General features: G+C 44.5%; 18 protein-coding genes and 1 other annotated feature. All 18 genes read right to left on the minus strand.

The window, feature by feature from the left end:
• Nucleotides 1-109 precede the first annotated feature (109 nt).
• The 18 genes from secE to E2626_RS15535 all read right to left on the minus strand — a co-directional run bounded on the left by secE (nucleotide 110) and on the right by E2626_RS15535 (nucleotide 16648).
• Nucleotides 110-289 (minus strand): preprotein translocase subunit SecE, encoded by a 180-nt coding sequence (secE, locus tag E2626_RS15450; protein WP_134382785.1) that lies wholly within the window; start codon nucleotides 287-289, stop codon nucleotides 110-112.
• 54 nt (nucleotides 290-343) lie between these two features.
• Entirely contained in the window at nucleotides 344-493 is a 150-nt protein-coding gene (rpmG, locus tag E2626_RS15455; RefSeq protein ID WP_134382787.1) for a 50S ribosomal protein L33, read from the minus strand.
• Nucleotides 494-570: 77 nt separating this feature from the next.
• Entirely contained in the window at nucleotides 571-1221 is a 651-nt protein-coding gene (gene sigH, locus E2626_RS15460; protein WP_424955143.1) for an RNA polymerase sporulation sigma factor SigH, read from the minus strand.
• Nucleotides 1222-1294: 73 nt separating this feature from the next.
• Nucleotides 1295-1807 (minus strand): NYN domain-containing protein, encoded by a 513-nt coding sequence (locus E2626_RS15465; RefSeq protein WP_134382791.1) that lies wholly within the window; start codon nucleotides 1805-1807, stop codon nucleotides 1295-1297.
• 6 nt (nucleotides 1808-1813) lie between these two features.
• On the minus strand, nucleotides 1814-2557 hold the full coding sequence (gene rlmB / locus E2626_RS15470) for a 23S rRNA (guanosine(2251)-2'-O)-methyltransferase RlmB (protein ID WP_134382793.1): 744 nt from the start codon (nucleotides 2555-2557) through the stop codon (nucleotides 1814-1816).
• On the minus strand, nucleotides 2554-2976 hold the full coding sequence (locus E2626_RS15475) for a Mini-ribonuclease 3 (protein WP_134382795.1): 423 nt from the start codon (nucleotides 2974-2976) through the stop codon (nucleotides 2554-2556). Before E2626_RS15475 ends, rlmB begins: the two co-directional genes overlap by 4 nt.
• Before the next feature lie 2 nt (nucleotides 2977-2978).
• The gene (gene cysS / locus E2626_RS15480; protein WP_134382797.1) at nucleotides 2979-4376 is read right to left on the minus strand and encodes a cysteine--tRNA ligase; all 1398 of its coding nucleotides are present in this window, start codon (nucleotides 4374-4376) and stop codon (nucleotides 2979-2981) included.
• The gene (gene cysE, locus E2626_RS15485) at nucleotides 4373-5023 is read right to left on the minus strand and encodes a serine O-acetyltransferase (RefSeq protein WP_244094354.1); all 651 of its coding nucleotides are present in this window, start codon (nucleotides 5021-5023) and stop codon (nucleotides 4373-4375) included. The genes cysS and cysE overlap by 4 nt, the downstream gene beginning before the upstream one ends.
• A 97-nt stretch (nucleotides 5024-5120) precedes the next feature.
• Nucleotides 5121-5334: a binding site (T-box leader), on the minus strand.
• Between the two features lie 77 nt (nucleotides 5335-5411).
• Complete coding sequence (gltX, locus tag E2626_RS15490; protein WP_134382799.1) at nucleotides 5412-6869, minus strand: glutamate--tRNA ligase; 1458 nt, start codon at nucleotides 6867-6869, stop codon at nucleotides 5412-5414.
• Nucleotides 6870-7082: 213 nt separating this feature from the next.
• Complete coding sequence (ispF, locus tag E2626_RS15495) at nucleotides 7083-7559, minus strand: 2-C-methyl-D-erythritol 2,4-cyclodiphosphate synthase (protein ID WP_134382801.1); 477 nt, start codon at nucleotides 7557-7559, stop codon at nucleotides 7083-7085.
• An 18-nt stretch (nucleotides 7560-7577) separates the two neighbouring features.
• On the minus strand, nucleotides 7578-8255 hold the full coding sequence (gene ispD, locus E2626_RS15500; RefSeq protein ID WP_279587264.1) for a 2-C-methyl-D-erythritol 4-phosphate cytidylyltransferase: 678 nt from the start codon (nucleotides 8253-8255) through the stop codon (nucleotides 7578-7580).
• 12 nt (nucleotides 8256-8267) lie between these two features.
• Nucleotides 8268-9368 carry a PIN/TRAM domain-containing protein gene (locus E2626_RS15505; protein ID WP_134382805.1) on the minus strand — a complete coding sequence of 367 codons (1101 nt, stop codon included), beginning with the start codon at nucleotides 9366-9368 and terminating at the stop codon, nucleotides 8268-8270.
• A 136-nt stretch (nucleotides 9369-9504) separates the two neighbouring features.
• Complete coding sequence (gene disA / locus E2626_RS15510) at nucleotides 9505-10569, minus strand: DNA integrity scanning diadenylate cyclase DisA (protein ID WP_134382807.1); 1065 nt, start codon at nucleotides 10567-10569, stop codon at nucleotides 9505-9507.
• A 3-nt stretch (nucleotides 10570-10572) separates the two neighbouring features.
• Complete coding sequence (gene radA / locus E2626_RS15515) at nucleotides 10573-11949, minus strand: DNA repair protein RadA (protein WP_134382809.1); 1377 nt, start codon at nucleotides 11947-11949, stop codon at nucleotides 10573-10575.
• Nucleotides 11950-12115: 166 nt separating this feature from the next.
• Nucleotides 12116-14554, minus strand: a complete 2439-nt coding sequence (gene clpC / locus E2626_RS15520; RefSeq protein WP_134382811.1) for an ATP-dependent protease ATP-binding subunit ClpC — start codon at nucleotides 14552-14554, stop codon at nucleotides 12116-12118.
• Nucleotides 14551-15630, minus strand: coding sequence for a protein-arginine kinase McsB (mcsB, locus tag E2626_RS15525; RefSeq protein WP_134382813.1), 1080 nt, complete (start codon nucleotides 15628-15630; stop codon nucleotides 14551-14553). The genes clpC and mcsB overlap by 4 nt, the downstream gene beginning before the upstream one ends.
• The gene (gene mcsA, locus E2626_RS15530) at nucleotides 15620-16168 is read right to left on the minus strand and encodes a protein-arginine kinase activator protein McsA (RefSeq protein ID WP_134382815.1); all 549 of its coding nucleotides are present in this window, start codon (nucleotides 16166-16168) and stop codon (nucleotides 15620-15622) included. Before mcsA ends, mcsB begins: the two co-directional genes overlap by 11 nt.
• Nucleotides 16169-16186: 18 nt before the next feature.
• On the minus strand, nucleotides 16187-16648 hold the full coding sequence (locus E2626_RS15535; protein WP_134382817.1) for a CtsR family transcriptional regulator: 462 nt from the start codon (nucleotides 16646-16648) through the stop codon (nucleotides 16187-16189).
• Nucleotides 16649-17196: the final 548 nt, after the last annotated feature.

The raw sequence follows: 17196 nt of genomic DNA on the forward strand, positions 1-17196 counted from the left end.
TCTTATCTGCCAAAATCGTTTTAAACAATGAAAAAACCCGTTATACGGGCTTTTACGTGTCTTCTGCTATTGTACACGAAATGTTGATCAGGTGCGAAAGGAAAGGCGATTATAAAATCCAGTTAATAATCGCATCAATGCCCATATCTACAACGAAAAAGAATACTGCAACAAAAATGACTGTCGATAAAACTGTAACAGTATATTTTGTTAGTTCTTTACGTCGCGGCCAGCTGACCTTGCGCATTTCTGAAGCAACATTACGAAAGAAGTTGCTGATTTTACTCATGGTGACGTACCCTCCAACCAGTGTTATTTCAAACAGCCTGCCAGGGACAGGCCATCATACCGTCTGCTTGTGGACAGTATGGGCGTTACAGTAGCGGCAAAACTTTTTAACTTCTAATCTATCGGTCTGCCTGTTTGCATTTGAAGGAACCGAGTAATTACGGGAACCGCAATCTGTACAGGCAAGAATCGTTTTTGTCGTCATATTGTTCATTCCTTTTCAGGATGTACATCCTTTAAAAAATAACACTCATTGGAAACCATGTCAATATAGCATTCACGTCAGAAAGTCAATTCCCGTGCCTCCAGATAGCGTTCTAATTTTCTTTTCACGCGCTGGAGTGCGTTATCAATTGATTTTACGTGACGGTCCAATTCTTCAGAGATTTCCTGATAAGATTGACCATCCAGGTAGAGAGACAGCACTTGTCTTTCAAGATCACTGAGCAATTCTGCCACCTTGCTTTCGATCTTACTGAATTCCTCCCGGTGAATCACCAGTGCTTCCGGATCTGTCGGCTTAGCCGGTGAGATCATATCCATCAGCGTCCTGTCTGATTCCTCATCATGCATCGGCTTATCCAATGAAACATAGGAGTTGAGTGGAATATGTTTTTGGCGGGTTGCTGTTTTAATCGCAGTGATAATCTGGCGGGTAATACACAGCTCAGCAAATGCTTTGAAGGAAGTAAGCTTATCACCTTTATAATCCCGTATCGCCTTATAAAGGCCAATCATTCCTTCCTGAATAATATCCTCCTTGTCAGCACCGATCAGAAAATAAGAACGGGCTTTTACTCTGACAAAGTGACGATACTTGTTGATGAGAAAATCAAGCGCATCACTGTTACCACTGTGGATCTGTTCAATGATTTTGTCGTCTTCCATTCCGCTGAATAAGTTCCGTTCCGGCGCGTGAGTATGTGCGTTCAAATGGATCCCCCCGACTCTGTGAAACAAATAGATAGAAATATTATACTTTACAGAATTTTTAAGCGTCAACCACTCATTTGCTTCCGCGTCTCCATTTTTCGAATATTTCGGCGATTTCATCACTGATCGGAATCTTCGATACAGGGCGGTCTGACTGGTTTTTTTCAATTCTTTTAGAAATTTTCTTTTCAATCTGATTCATTTCAATTAAAAGTTCGCGGGCTGACTTTCTGAGTGCTCCCTGGCCGAAAATAGCCCACTGCTCCGTAAAGTCACTCGTCGCTACGATGACCTGGGTCCGTATGTCATTCAGTTCAATTGCAAGTTTCTCGATCCGCTCATCAGCTGTTTCATTTTTCCGCGTAAAGATAATCTCCACGCGGTAGTTATACATTTTCTTAGACATGCCTTCGACAAACTGCGCATCAAAAACAATTATTACGCGTTGCCCCGTGTAACCCTGGTAATCCGCCATCATTTCGATCAGCCTGTCACGTGCAGAACCAAGGTCGTGGCTTTTTAATTCGGTCAGCTCAGGCCATGCTCCAATGATGTTATAGCCATCGACGAGCAATACGTTTTTCATTCGCCGTCATCCTTCCAGCGGATGACGGCGACGGTAAATTTCATACATTAAGATACTTGCCGCAACGGATGCATTCAGCGAAGTCACATGACCGGTCATTGGTAAGTGGATGAGAAAGTCGCACTTCTCCCGTAAGATTCTGCTCATCCCTTTACCTTCACTGCCGATGATCAGACCAACAGGCATGGTACCGTCAAAACGCCGGTAGTCTTCACTGCCTTTGGCGTCAGTTCCAGCAATCCATAACCCTTTATCCTTCAACTCATCAAGCGTACGCGAAAGGTTCGTTACACGCACAACCGGCACGTGCTCGATTGCACCAGTAGATGCTTTTGCTACTGTTGCTGTAAGCCCGACTGCGCGTCTTTTCGGAATGATAATCCCATGCACACCAACCGCATCGGCTGTTCTCATAATTGAACCGAGGTTGTGCGGATCTTCAAGCTCGTCCAAAATCAGCACGAAAGGATCTTCACCCTTCTTTTCAGCAAAAGAGAAAACATCTTCAATTTCCGAATACTCATACGCTGCAATTGATGCAACTACACCCTGGTGCTGCCCATCTAATAACTGATCTATTTTCTTTTTCGGTACGAACTGAACGAGTACATTCGCTTCTTTGGCCAGTTGAATCACCTGCTGCATCTGCCCTTTTTGAGAACCTTCACCGATCCAGATTTTATTAATTTCCCTTCCAGCTCTCAGCGCCTCGAGCACTGGATTCTTTCCGCCAATAAATTCTTCACTCATTGTCCGGCTCCTTTCTGCTCTTCCACAATCATGGAAATGGCTTTCAATATAATTTGTTCCATCCGTTCTTTATTCTCTGTTAAATATAAGTAACCAATCACAGCTTCAAATGCTGTACTGTAACGATAGGTTGCCACATCCGTATTTTTTGGAATACTGCCGGATTTCGCATTGCGACCACGACGGATAATCGCCATTTCTTCTTCAGAAAACAACTCCTCAGCAAACATCTTATGCAATACTGAAGCCTGGGCTTTTGCCGACACATAACGGATCGCTTCACGCTGCAGTGCATTCGGGCGGATTGTGCCCGTCACGAGAAGATGGTGTCTGACGTATTGTTCATAGACCCCATCCCCCATATAAGCAAGCGCTAATGCATTTAACTGTTTAGGGTCCAGTGGAGGTGAATAATCCATTGTTATCCTCTTCTCCAGCGGATACCCTGCTTTGTATCCTCAAGAATAATATTCATTTCTTTTAACTGGTCACGAATCGCATCCGCCGTAGCAAAATCACGGTCCTTCCGTGCTGCTTCGCGCTTCCGGATTAATTCATCAATCTCTTCATCAAGCATTTCCTGCTCTTTCATCTCTATACCAAGAACCCCTGAAAGTTCTTTCAATGTATCAGTAAATACATCAATTACTTCCGGAGATGTATTCTTCTCTCTTAAATAAAGGTTGGCTTCACTTGAAAGATCGAATAATACAGAGATCGCATTCGCTGTATTGAAATCATCATCCATCTCTTTGATAAACGTTTCTTTCTTAGCAGTTACTCTCTCAATCCACTCTGCATCATTGTCAGTTAAACCTGAGCTGGCATTTTTGCGGTGCTTCAGATTTTCATATGCAGTACGGATTCGGTCAAGTCCCGCTCCGGCAGCTTCGAGCAGCTCACGATTATAGTTAATCGGATGACGGTAATGGACAGACAACATGAAGAATCGCAATACCTGCGGATCCGCTTCTTTTAAAATGTCATGCACAAGTACAAAGTTGCCGAGTGACTTCGACATTTTTTCATTATCGATATTGATATAGCCGTTATGGAGCCAGTAATTCGCAAACGTTTTACCCGTTAATGCCTCTGACTGGGCAATTTCATTTTCGTGGTGAGGAAAAGCCAGGTCCTGTCCGCCTGCATGGATATCAATTGTATCCCCAAGATATTTTCTCGCCATCGCTGAGCATTCAATATGCCAACCCGGACGCCCCTGTCCCCATGGACTTTCCCATGAGATTTCCCCTTCTTTCGCCGCTTTCCATAAAACGAAGTCCAGTTCATCTTCTTTACGCTCATCTGATTCGATTCTTGCACCAATCCGAAGTTCATCAATCGACTGGTGAGAAAGCTTACCATATCCATCAAACTTTCTTGTGCGGTAGTAAACATCCCCACCTGATTCATAAGCAAAATCCTTCTCAATCAAAGACTGGATAAATTCTACAATCAGTTCAATGTTTTCCGTTACACGGGGGTGAGCTGTTCCACGTGCACACCCAAGCGCACCAACATCTTCAAAATAAGCTTCGATAAATCTCTCTGCGACTGCAGGCACTTCTTCACCAAGCTCATTCGCTGCGCGGATCAGTTTGTCATCCACATCTGTAAAGTTGGAGACATAATTGACGTCGTACCCTCTGTATTCCAAGTGGCGGCGTACCGTATCAAATACGATCGGCGGACGCGCATTCCCGATATGAATATAGTTATAGACGGTTGGTCCGCATACATACATCGAAACCTTACCTTCTTCAATTGGTTTAAATGGTTCTTTCTGTCTTGTTACAGTGTTATACATTTGAATGCTCATGGTTGTGAGCTCCTTTCGCGTTCTTTCTTCAGCTGGTCTTTCACAAATGCCAGTTCTGTTTCAAGTGTTCGAATCCGTTCCCAGATCGGGTCTGGCATATCCTGATGATCCAGATCTCTGCGGACTTTCTTGCCGTCTCTGATCACGACTTTACCCGGAATTCCGACAACTGTTGAGTTGGCGGGTACATCTTTTAAAACGACTGAACCTGCACCTACTTTGGAATTTTCTCCAACAATAATCGATCCGAGCACTTTCGCACCTGTTGCAATCAGTACATTATCTTCAAGTGTCGGATGACGCTTCCCTTTTTCTTTACCAGTCCCGCCAAGGGTAACCCCTTGAAATACCGTCACATTATTACCAATTTCGCATGTCTCTCCGATGACCACACCCATTCCATGATCAATGAAGAAGCGGCGCCCGATCTTAGCTGCAGGATGGATTTCGATCCCCGTCAGCACTTTAGCAATCTGAGATATTGCCCGGGCAATAAAAAACATTTTTCGCTTATAAAACCAATGGGCTATCCGATATGCCCATATCGCATGGAGCCCGGAATAAGTCAGAATGATTTCAAAAGAAGAACGGGCTGCGGGATCCTGATCAAAAACAGTATCAATATCTTCACGAATCCTTTTGAACACACCATTCACTCCTTTCATTTTATCCATTTTGCGTATAAATCCAACTAATACGATCAGAATTCATTGTTTTAAAATAGAAAAAGCGTCTCTGTCAAATGACAGAGACGCTTTAGCGCGGTTCCACTCTGTTTGAGGCGGTTGGCCCCCAACTTATCAGGATAACGGCCTGAACCGCTGTTGCCTACAAATACTTCAGCAAAAGACTCAAGGGTGCATTTCAGAAGATGTTCAGCCCAAACCGCTTTCAGCCAGTGGCGGTTCTCTCTTTCGGCGCTTCTATTCCTCTTACTTCTCCCTCTCAAAGCTTTTTTTATCGTTGACTGATTAAATATAATCAGCTTTTTTAAAATGATCTATAGACATACTATATACTATTCTTTTTAAAATGTTAATCAGTGAGCTTGCTCAAACGTGTAAGCACTTTTTCTTTGCCCAGTACTTCAATTGCGCTTGGAAGGTCCGGTCCGTGCGTCTGACCGGTTGCCGCAACACGGATTGGCATAAATAACTTTTTACCTTTATGTCCCGTTTCCTTTTGTACAGCTTTGATCGCTTTTTTAATTTCCGCTGCTTCAAAGTTTTCAAGCGCTTCAAGCTGGCGGCTGAGTTCTGCCATGACTTCAGGCACCTGCTCTTCAGCAAGAACTGCACTCGCTTCCTCGTCATAAGCAATCTCATCTTTAAAGAACAGTTCAGACAGCGCAACAATTTCAGCGCCATAACTCATCTGCTCCTGATAAAGCCCGACAAGCTTGCGCACCCATTCTTCCTGTTCAGGTGTGCGGTCTTTCTGGATCTTTCCCGCTTCCTCAAGGTGCGGTGTCGAAAGCGCAACAACTTCATCAAGGTCAAGATTCTTCATATATTGATTATTCATCCACTCAAGCTTTTTCGTGTCAAATACTGCCGGTGATTTCGACAGGCGGTCAGCGTCAAAGCGCTCAATCAGCTCTTCTTTAGAGAATAGCTCATCTTCCCCTTTTGGAGACCAGCCAAGCAGTGCAATAAAGTTAAATAACGCATCCGGCTGATAGCCAAGATCCTTATACTGTTCGATAAACTGAATAATTGAGCCGTCACGCTTACTCAGCTTCTTACGCTCTTCATTCACAATCAGTGTCGTATGGCCAAACTTCGGAATCTCCCAGCCAAACGCCTCATAGATCATCAGCTGCTTCGGTGTATTTGAAATGTGGTCATCTCCGCGCAGTACGTGAGAGATTTTCATGTAGTGATCATCAACCGCTACTGCAAAGTTGTAAGTCGGGATCCCGTCTTTTTTCACAATAACGAAGTCACCAATTCCATCGCTTTCAAAAGAAACATCATCTTTTACGATGTCATTGAAGGTATACGTTTTACTCTGTGGAACAGCAAAACGGATGCTTGGCTTACGTCCTTCTGCTTCAAGTGCTGCACGCTCGTCATCTGTCAGGTTGCGGCACTTTCCGCTGTAACGCGGCATTTCACTGCGCGCAATTTGTCCTTCGCGCTCTGCTTCAAGCTCTTCCTCTGTGCAATAGCACTTATACGCAAGCCCGCGCTCAAGCAGGTCATCATAATGCTTTTTGTACAGGTCATTACGCTCTGACTGGCGATATGGACCGTAGTCGCCGCCTACATCGATGCTTTCATCCCAGTCAATGCCCAGCCATTTTAGATATTCAAGCTGCGACTCTTCTCCGCCTTCGATATTACGTTTTGTATCTGTATCTTCCACACGGATGATGAATGTGCCATTATGGCTTCTTGCGAATAAATAGTTGAATAATGCTGCCCTTGCGTTCCCGATATGCAGGTGTCCTGTTGGGCTTGGTGCGTAACGTACACGAATGTCTGTAGACATAAAAAATCCTCCTAGAATGATTACTTAATATATTGGCGTTAGATCTCCGTTTCAGGCGGACGCTTTCCGGACTGAGGACCGTTTTGCGGCACCACCATCCCGAGTCACCGCCTTCCACTGCGATCAACGCTGTGCATTTAACAAAGTGTGTTTCTTAAAAGCCCTGTCTATTAGAATCTCAAAGTTTCTAACGTCATAAGTCCGCTATACACTTTATGTTCTTTGTAAAAGTATAACCGCCTGTGCTGCGATTCCTTCTTCGCGTCCTTCGAAGCCGAGTTTTTCAGTTGTTGTTGCTTTAACGTTTACCTGGCTCTCAGATGCTTCGAGCAATTCCGCGATTACTTTGCGCATGTCCCCGATATGAGGTGCCATTTTTGGCTGTTGTGCAATAATCGTACAGTCGATGTTTCCTAAGCGATAGCCGTTCTCTCTGACAATTCCCCAGACGTGCTGAAGCAGTTTTTTTGAGTCGGCATCTTTAAATTCTGCATCTGTGTCCGGAAAATGGCGTCCGATATCACCTTCACCGATCGCGCCAAGTGCCGCATCTGCAACGACGTGAAGCAGTACGTCTGCGTCTGAATGTCCGAGCAGACCTTTATCGTAAGGAATGGTTACGCCACCGATAATCAGCGGGCGGTTCTCTGCAAGCTGATGGACATCATAGCCTTGTCCAATTCTAAACATGGCAGTTTCCCCTTTCTATTAATCATTTTTAGCTAAAATAGCTTCAGCAAAAACAAGATCTTCTTTTGTAGTCAGCTTAATATTATCATAATCCGCTTCAATGACCGCTACTTTTCCGCCGGTTTTTTCAACCAGGGAGGCATCGTCTGTCCCCAGATAAGCTGAATCCGCCGCAGCCTTGTGGGCTTCTAACAGCAGTTCGAGCTGAAAAGCCTGAGGCGTCTGCACTGACCACAGGCTTGAGCGTTCAACTGTCTCTGTCACAATACCATTCTTCACTTTTTTAATTGTATCCTTCACAGGAACCGCTGCAATCGCTGCACCATTAGTTTCAGCAGCTTCTGCGAGCTCGTTCATCACAGTCTGTTTGATAAAAGGCCTGGCACCATCATGAACCATTACGATCTCTGCTGTGGCTGCCTTCAACCCCTCATACACACTGTGCTGCCGTTCAGCACCGCCTTCTGCCATATGCGTCACTTTTGTTATGTGATATTGCTGCATTAACTGTTCAAGCGTCCCTCTGTCTTCAGGATGGATCGCAAGAATAATCCCGCTGCATGATGAATCCTGCTCAAACACACGCAGCGTATGAATAATAACCGGGACACCTTTCAGTTCAAGAAGCAGCTTGTTGCGGTCCGCTCCCATACGCTTGCCCCGGCCAGCTGCCGGAATAATTACTTCGTACATCATTTGTTACTCCCTTTACAATGCTTTCTCATGAGATTTCGGCTTCGCAAAAATCATGCGTCCCGCAGATGTCTGGAGTACGCTCGTCACAACGACATTGATATGTTTACCGATAAAGTTTCTTCCATCTTCAACCACAATCATCGTGCCGTCATCCAGGTATGCAATTCCCTGATTCTGTTCTTTACCATCTTTAATCATCTGAACGTGCAGTTCTTCTCCCGGAAGCACAACAGGTTTTACAGCATTCGCCAAATCGTTGATATTCAATACCTGCACATCCTGCAAATCACACACTTTATTAAGATTAAAATCGTTAGTTACAACGATACCATTCAATACTTTTGCAAGCTTGACAAGTTTGCTGTCAACTTCCTGTATTTCTTCAAAGTCACCTTCATAAATGGTCACCTGAATCGGAATATCACGCTGAATTCTTTTTAAAATATCAAGTCCTCTGCGTCCTCTGTTACGCTTCAATGCATCTGATGAATCCGCAATATGCTGCAGTTCACCAAGCACAAATTGAGGAATAACAATTTCACCGTCCAAAAATCCCGTTTGACAAATATCTGCTATCCGTCCGTCAATAATCACACTCGTATCAAGAATTTTGTGGCGTTTTGAAGCCGGTACATCACTGACTTCCTTGGCAGCTGATTCTTCCAGCCTTTTCGTTGAACCACCTCTTGAGAATAATTGTACCAATTCATCTCTTTTCGTAAAACCAACCTGAAAGCCCAAATAACCAAGGATCAATGTCAGAAGAATCGGGACAACTGTATTGATGATCGGAATCTCAATATCATTGACCGCCACCCCAAGAAGGAAAGCTGTAATCAGACCGATAATCAGCCCGAGTGCACCAAATAAAATATCGGTTACCGGTGCTTTTATCAATGAATCCTCCGCCCATTTGATAAAATTAACAACATACTTAATGGCCCAGAATGTCATAGCATAAAAGATGATTGCTCCTAAAATCGCGGTCACATAAGGGTTGTTTAAAAGTGCATAATCAAGATTAAAAGGTATGAGAACTAATTCAGGTAATAAAAATACACCCAATGTTCCTCCAACGATCAGGAAACAGACTTGAATAATTCGTTTTAACATTCCTTCACCTCCTAAGATGAAATTTTTTCTATTTGTAAAGCTTGTGAAAAGAGTAGCATGACTATAATAAGCAAGTCAATTTAAACAAAACGAAATATCATATCATAGTATATCTCAGCTTACAAACCAATTTTTGTTAATGATCCGCCAGCGACTGTTCTTTAACAGATTTCAGTCCCTGTTTAATTTTTCTTGCACGGATTCCTCCGATTCCGTCTACTTCATCGAGCTCCTCAACAGATGCGCCTTTCAATTTATCCAGCGTACCAAAATCTCCGATAATGTTCTCAATGATGGTCATTGGCAAACGCGGAATTTTATTTAACACGCGATAGCCTCTTGGTTCTGCCTGACTTTCATATTCGGTAGAAGATGGATGCCCAAGCAGCTTCATGATCGATTCATCCTCCATCACTTCTGATGATACTTCTTCTGAAAAAGTCGCATACATATCCTGTGCTGCTGCATGATCGTCGCAGGCATAATCACGAATCACCATGACCCCTTCTTTTTCAAGGTCAGCAAGTAACTCATTCAGCTGCAGCCTCACCAACCTGCCTTCAGATCCGAGTTCATTCAGATAAATAAGAAGTTCATTTTTAATCCGGATGACCATTTCAAACCGGTGTATTACCTGAAGTACATCGTTATAAGTAACAGCTTCTTCATATTCAAGCAGTGTTAAATGTGACAGACTCTGATCAAGAACAGTGCGGTATTTTTCAAGTGTCTGCAGCGCCTGGTTTGCTTTAGCCAGAATAACTGCAATTTCTTTTAAAGCGTAGCGATAGGTTCCTTTATAAAGTGTGATGACATTACGCCGCTGCGAAATAGCAATCACAAGCGAATCCGTCTCTCTCGCTACCCGCTCAGCTGTCCGGTGACGCATCCCGGTTTCTGATGAAGGAATCATGGGGCTCGGGTTCAGCTGGGCATTCGCAATGAGGATTTTACTGCCGGATTCATTCAATATAATGGCGCCATCCATTTTTGCCAGTTCGTACAGATAAGTCGGGGAAAAAGGACAATGGATTTGAAAGCCCCCGTCTACAAGCGGCTTCATCTTATCATTACATCCGACGACAATCAGACCGCCAGTTCCTGCCCGAAGTACGTTATCAATGCCTTCTCTAAAAGGTGTCCCCGGTGATACGAGCCGAATGACGTCGGCTGACGGGCGCTTTCTTCTCCGATTGTCCATTGTCTATCCCTCCAGTGTTTTCTTTAATGCTTCTGCTACATTCGACACGCCTATGACTTCAATTCCATCCGGGAATGTCCATCCGCCGATATTATTTTCAGGAATAATCACACGTTTAAAACCAAGCTTCGCTGCCTCCTGCACTCTCTGTTCAATCCTTGAGACACGCCTTACTTCTCCGGTCAGTCCAACCTCTCCAACCATACAGTCAAACGGCTTCGGCGGCTGATCACGGTAGCTTGAAGCAATACTGACAAGTACAGCCAGATCTACTGCCGGCTCATCAAGTTTCACACCACCAGCAACCTTTAAATACGCATCCTGGGTTTGCAGCATCAGACCGACACGCTTTTCAAGCACAGCCATCAGCAGTGAAACACGGTTCTGGTCAATACCAGTCGCCATTCTTCTTGGGTTGTTAAAGCTTGTTGGCGTAACCAATGCCTGAATTTCAACAAGAATCGGACGCGTGCCTTCCATAGATGCAACAACTGTCGAACCTGCTGCCCCCTGGGAACGCTCTTCAAGGAATATCTCAGATGGGTTTTCGACTTCCCGCAGTCCCTCTTCGCGCATTTCAAAAATACCCATTTCATTCGTTGAGCCAAAACGGTTTTTAACAGCGCGCAGAATCCGGTACGTATGGTGACGTTCCCCTTCAAAATAGAGTACTGTATCTACCATATGCTCTAAAATTCTCGGACCTGCAATTGAACCTTCTTTTGTTACATGCCCTACAAGAAAAATCGCGATATTTTTCGTTTTCGCGATACGCATCAGCTCTGCTGTACACTCACGAACCTGCGTGACACTGCCAGGCGCTGAAGTGACTTCGGGATGATAAACGGTCTGAATTGAATCAATGATGACAAAATCAGGGGACACCTGCTCAATAGCGTGGTGAATGGATTCAAGGTTCGTTTCTGCATAAATTAACAGTTCTTCCGAGGTCACACTCAAACGGTCTGCACGCAGCTTCGTTTGTTTGACTGATTCTTCACCTGAAATATAAAGCACTTTATTTTTTGTCTCAGCAAGCTGTGATGATACCTGAAGTAACAGTGTAGATTTTCCAATACCCGGATCTCCACCGATCAGCACCATCGAACCCGGTACAACACCGCCGCCAAGCACACGGTTTAACTCACGCATTTTAGTCATTACGCGCGTTTCTTCGAGCGTTTCTACTTTCACAAGCGGAGTAGCTTTTGCCTGACTGCCTTCAGGTGTATGCGTAAATGACTTTCTTGGCTGTTTACCAGTGATGGTGACGTCTTCAACCATCGTATTCCATTCACCGCAGCCCGGACATTTACCCATCCATTTAGCAGATTCATACCCGCATGAGTTACACATAAACTTGGATTTCTTTTTAGCCACTTAAAATGGTCCTCCTTTAACAATCGCTGTCCCTTTCCGTACAAGGGACAGCTTGAAAAAATCCATCTAAAAAAGTGAGATATTTATAAATACATACCTGCGTAGATCATTCCTCATGAAGAAAAGGTGCACGTGCCTTTTTACTAAACACGTGCACCTTTTGACATTATTGCGTTACATCTGCTTCTTCTTTACGTGATACTGTAAATTCGCCATCTTTATAATCAATTTCCACTCTGTAGCCTTCGAGGACATTTCCTTTCAGCAGCTCTTCTGACAAGCGGTCTTCGATATGTTTCTGAATGGCACGACGCAGTGGACGCGCACCATATTCAGGATCAAATCCTTCGTCTGAAATCTGCTCTTTTGCTGCTTCTGTAATAACCAGGTCAATGTCTTTTTCTTTCAGACGTTTAACGAGCGTTTCTGCCATTAATGAGACAATCTGTTTTAAGTGACTCTTTTCAAGAGAATGGAATACAATTGTTTCATCAATACGGTTCAGAAACTCCGGACGGAATGCGCGCTTCAGTTCTTCAAGCACTTTACCTTTCATGTCCTTATAATCATGACTGGAATCCTGTACCGCAAAACCTACATTGCGATTCTGCTTCAGTGCGCTTGCACCCACATTTGACGTCATAATCAGAACAACGTTACGGAAGTCTACTGTACGGCCTTTAGAATCTGTCAGACGCCCATCTTCAAGCACCTGAAGAAGAATATTGAATACGTCAGGATGTGCCTTCTCAATTTCATCAAGCAGCACGACTGAGTATGGCTTACGGCGTACTTTTTCAGTTAACTGTCCGCCTTCTTCATAGCCTACATAGCCTGGAGGTGAACCGACAAGACGTGATGTCGAGTGTTTTTCCATATACTCTGACATGTCAATACGAATCATCGCATCCTCTTCACCAAACATTGATTCAGCTAGTGCGCGGGCAAGTTCTGTTTTACCAACACCGGTTGGTCCAAGGAAAATGAATGAACCGATTGGACGCTTCGGATCCTTCAGTCCCGCACGTGCACGACGTACAGCTTTTGCAATTGCGGTAACCGCATCTTCCTGACCGATTACGCGATCGTGAAGTGAATCCTCAAGGTGAAGAAGCTTCTGTGTTTCAGTTTCAGCAAGTCGTGATACCGGTACACCCGTCCACGTAGAAACCACGTGTGCAATATCTTCAACGGTGACTTCAGTATTTTCCTGACCCTGCTTTTCTTTCCACACTTTCTTCGTTTCTTCGAGTTTTTCTTTTGTCTTCTGCTCAGAATCGCGAAGAGAAGCCGCTTTTTCAAATTCCTGGCTCTGAACCGCTGCATCCTTTTCTTTACGGATGCCTTCAAGCTTTGCTTCAAGCTCCTTCAGATTTGGCGGTGTAGTATATGAGCGCAGACGCACTTTCGAACCTGCTTCATCAATTAAGTCAATCGCTTTATCCGGCAGGAATCGGTCAGAAATATAACGGTCTGACATTTTTACCGCTGCATCGATTGCTGCATCTGTAATTGATACACGGTGATGGGCTTCATAACGGTCACGCAGCCCTTTTAAAATCAGCACTGATTCTTCTGCAGTCGGCTCATCAACCTGTATCGGCTGGAAACGACGCTCAAGCGCTGCATCCTTCTCAATATACTTGCGGTACTCATCAAGCGTTGTCGCACCAATACATTGAAGCTCACCGCGGGCAAGAGACGGCTTCAGGATGTTAGAAGCATCAATCGCACCTTCTGCTCCCCCTGCGCCGATCAACGTGTGAAGCTCATCAATGAACAGAATGACATTACCGGCCTGACGAATCTCATCCATTACTTTTTTCAAACGGTCTTCAAATTCGCCGCGGTATTTCGTTCCCGCAACGACTGTACCCATATCAAGTGTCATGACGCGCTTGTCACGCAGGATTTCCGGTACTTCATTTTGTACAATTTGCTGCGCCAGCCCTTCAGCAATTGCTGTTTTACCGACACCAGGCTCCCCGATTAGTACAGGGTTATTCTTCGTACGTCGGCTTAGCACTTCAATGACACGCTGAATTTCCTTGCTGCGGCCAATGACAGGGTCAAGGCTGCCTTCACGTGCAATTACTGTTAAATCACGTGCCAGACCATCAAGCGTTGGTGTATTTGCGCTAGCATTTGAAGCCTGCTGTCCACCTGCTTCATTACTGCCAAGAAGCTGCAGGACCTGCTGGCGTGCTTTATTCAGGCTTACACCCAAGTTGTTCAGCACACGTGCTGCCACGCCTTCTCCTTCACGGATCAAGCCAAGCAGAATATGCTCAGTTCCTACATAAGAATGACCAAGTTTACGTGCCTCATCCATTGAAAGTTCAATGACTTTTTTAGCTCTCGGTGTATAGTGAACGCTCGGTGACTGCTCTGTCCCTTTACCGATTAATTCTTCAACTTCTTCCTGAATTTTCGTTGTGCTTAAGTTAAGCGTCTGCAGTGCTTTCGCTGCAATACCTTCTCCTTCACGAACGAGACCAAGAAGGATATGCTCAGTACCGATATTTGAATGGGAAAGACGGATCGCCTCTTCCTGTGCTAATGCTAATACTTTTTGTGCTCTCTCTGTAAATCGTCCAAACATCATATGTCTGATCCTCCTTTATCTTTACTTACATCCATCTCCAGACGCTCGCGGATCAGCGAAGCCCGTCTGATATCTCTTTCCACAGGACGCAGGAAACCTCCTGCATACTGCTGTAAAAATCCTGGCTGCGTGAAAATCATCAGCTCATTCAAAATGCTCCTCGACACATTCTCGATAAAACCAAGATCTATCCCAAGGCGAACATCAGACAGACATTTCGCTGCTTCCTTTGACTCCAGCACCCTGCTGTAACGCAGCGTACCATATGAACGGAAAACTCTGTCCTCTAACTGAATACCTGAAGATTTCACAAGCGCCTCTCTGGCCGATTTCTCCTGGGCAATAATCTGATCGACTACATGCAGCAGGTCCTCAGTGATATCTTCTTCTGACTTGCCAAGCGTGGTCTGGTTGGAAATCTGAAAGATGTTACCTAAAGCTTCGCTGCCTTCCCCGTAAATCCCTCTTGCAACAAGACCAAATTGTCCAATTGCAGGAATAATCCGGTTCATCTGGTGCGTCATCATTAATCCTGGTAAATGCATCATAACAGATGCACGCAATCCCGTCCCAACATTTGTCGGGCACGTTGTCAGATAACCGAAGTTCTCATCAAAGGCATAGTCAAAATGCTCTTCAAGTGCATCATCAATTTCAAGCGCTCTTCGCAGGGCTTCCTTCAACTGAAGACCTGGAAATAAACACTGAATTCTAATGTGATCTTCTTCATTCACCATCAGACTGATATCTTCATCATCAGACAGCCATACAGATGATGAGCTTGTATCTTCAGCCAAATTCGGACTGATCAAATGCTTCTCAACCAGCACCCTTTTTTCAAGCCCCTGTAAATCTTTCATTTTCAATTCCTCAAGCGGATATCCTGTCTCTTTTACAGCAGCACTTACCGCCTGAGCTGTCTGTTCAGCTTCTTCTTTCGTAAATACAGTGGGGAATGCATATTGATTATGGTTTCTCGCCAGCCTGATCCTTGTTGAAAGAACAATCTCAGAAAAAGGACCATCCTCATTCATCCAGGAGCTGACCGCCTGATTTAAAAATTTCTCAAGACTCATCACCACCGCCCCTTTCATCATGAATCTCCTTTTCAAGAAAGCGGATCTGATCACGTATCATTGCAGCCTGCTCAAACTCTTCCTGTTCAATTAATGACTTCAGGTCTGAACGGAGCTCAGATATTTTTCTCTTCATATGAATTGTACCGCCCTGCCGTTCAGGCAGTTTGCCCTGATGCACAGTATTACCGCTATGCAGCCTTTTTAGAATGGGCGGCAGCTGATCCCTGAACGATTCATAACATTGAGGACAGCCAAACTTACCAATCTTTAAAAACTGTTCAAACGTCATCTGACAGCCGCTGCACTCCACTGTATGGCGATGGTTTTGCTGAGGCTGACTCTGCTTCATAACAGGAGAAACGTTCAACAATCCCGCAAGTAAATGATTAAATGAAAAAGCACTATCATCATTCATGAAAGCTTCGCCTTTATCCTGAGCGCACACTTCACATAAATGTACTTCCGTCTTCTTACCATTCACTATGTTCTTCAAATGAACAGCAGCTGGCCGCTCCTGGCATTGCTCACACATCATATCGATCACCCCGCGACCTTATTGGTATTTTAAAACAGTTAGCATAGCGGTCAGAATACGTCCTCTTACGTCATCCCTGACAGGCAGCGGGACATTCAAAGTAGACCGGTCCATTGCGCTAAGCATCAGTTTTGCTTCTCGTTTTGAAATCACATCTTCATCTATGAGCCTGAATACAACACTCTCTGCTGCAGCCTGTGAAACTGACGGCTGCAAAATCTCTAAAATCTGGTCAATCAAGTGAGCATGATCATCACTTTTTACTTTTATAATACGTATATACCCTCCGCCGCCCCGCTTACTCTCAACAACATAACCACTTTCAATTGTAAAACGGGTTTTCATCACATAATTGATCTGCGAAGGGACGCACTGGAAGCGTTCAGCAATCTCGCTGCGCTTTATTTCAACTATTTCACTGCCGCTCTTTTCTAAAACCTCTTTCAAATAGTTTTCAATTATATCTGAAATATTTTTCACCATGCCACCTCCTTCGCCTTGACTTTGACTATCTTTGACTATGATTATACAACACATTTCAGTTTATGTGCAATTGAGGGCTACGATACAGGTAAAAGAGAGCTCTTACGCTCATTATCATTGGCTATCATGTGAGGGAGTGGAATTTTGAAATCATGTCAAAGACCAGAATGATGAAGGTGTGCTCAATATGAATGGAATAAAGAACCTGGATACCGGGATTCCATGGGTTCCTGAAGGAATACTGAGTGGTGGCTGGGCTGGTGAAGGAATTATTCAGGGGAATTGATGAAATTTTTCTTGAGAAAAGAAGGAATCTTAATTTATTGATCCTCCAGACCAGGCACTGAATGCACTAAGGTCACTGTCCTTTTGCCTTTTATGCCTTTAAGTCTCTGGCTCTTTGCTCTTGATGCCCTTGGGATCCTCTCCCTTCGCTTTTGCTTTTCTGGACGACAAAAAAAGCCTTCCCACACAGGGAAGACTTTCCGTTTGCCTAGCGACGTCCTACTCTCACAGGGGGAAACCCCCAACTACCATCGGCGCTG

This window comes from Jeotgalibacillus salarius (assembly GCF_004405125.1).
In the GTDB taxonomy this organism is placed as follows: Bacteria; Bacillota; Bacilli; order Bacillales; family Jeotgalibacillaceae; genus Jeotgalibacillus; species Jeotgalibacillus salarius.

Bases quoted from the DNA above. Each gene is read 5' to 3' on its own strand.
- mcsA (WP_134382815.1), bottom strand. From the start codon at position 16,168: ATGATGTGTGAGCAATGCCAGGAGCGGCCAGCTGCTGTTCATTTGAAG.
- clpC (WP_134382811.1), bottom strand. From the start codon at position 14,554: ATGATGTTTGGACGATTTACAGAGAGAGCACAAAAAGTATTAGCATTA.
- gltX (WP_134382799.1), bottom strand. From the start codon at position 6,869: ATGTCTACAGACATTCGTGTACGTTACGCACCAAGCCCAACAGGACAC.
- mcsB (WP_134382813.1), bottom strand. From the start codon at position 15,630: ATGAGTCTTGAGAAATTTTTAAATCAGGCGGTCAGCTCCTGGATGAAT.
- disA (WP_134382807.1), bottom strand. From the start codon at position 10,569: ATGGACAATCGGAGAAGAAAGCGCCCGTCAGCCGACGTCATTCGGCTC.
- ispD (WP_279587264.1), bottom strand. From the start codon at position 8,255: ATGATGTACGAAGTAATTATTCCGGCAGCTGGCCGGGGCAAGCGTATG.
- E2626_RS15505 (WP_134382805.1), bottom strand. From the start codon at position 9,368: ATGTTAAAACGAATTATTCAAGTCTGTTTCCTGATCGTTGGAGGAACA.
- E2626_RS15475 (WP_134382795.1), bottom strand. From the start codon at position 2,976: ATGGATTATTCACCTCCACTGGACCCTAAACAGTTAAATGCATTAGCG.
- rpmG (WP_134382787.1), bottom strand. From the start codon at position 493: ATGACGACAAAAACGATTCTTGCCTGTACAGATTGCGGTTCCCGTAAT.
- secE (WP_134382785.1), bottom strand. From the start codon at position 289: ATGAGTAAAATCAGCAACTTCTTTCGTAATGTTGCTTCAGAAATGCGC.
- ispF (WP_134382801.1), bottom strand. From the start codon at position 7,559: ATGTTTAGAATTGGACAAGGCTATGATGTCCATCAGCTTGCAGAGAAC.
- cysS (WP_134382797.1), bottom strand. From the start codon at position 4,376: ATGAGCATTCAAATGTATAACACTGTAACAAGACAGAAAGAACCATTT.
- E2626_RS15465 (WP_134382791.1), bottom strand. From the start codon at position 1,807: ATGAAAAACGTATTGCTCGTCGATGGCTATAACATCATTGGAGCATGG.
- rlmB (WP_134382793.1), bottom strand. From the start codon at position 2,557: ATGAGTGAAGAATTTATTGGCGGAAAGAATCCAGTGCTCGAGGCGCTG.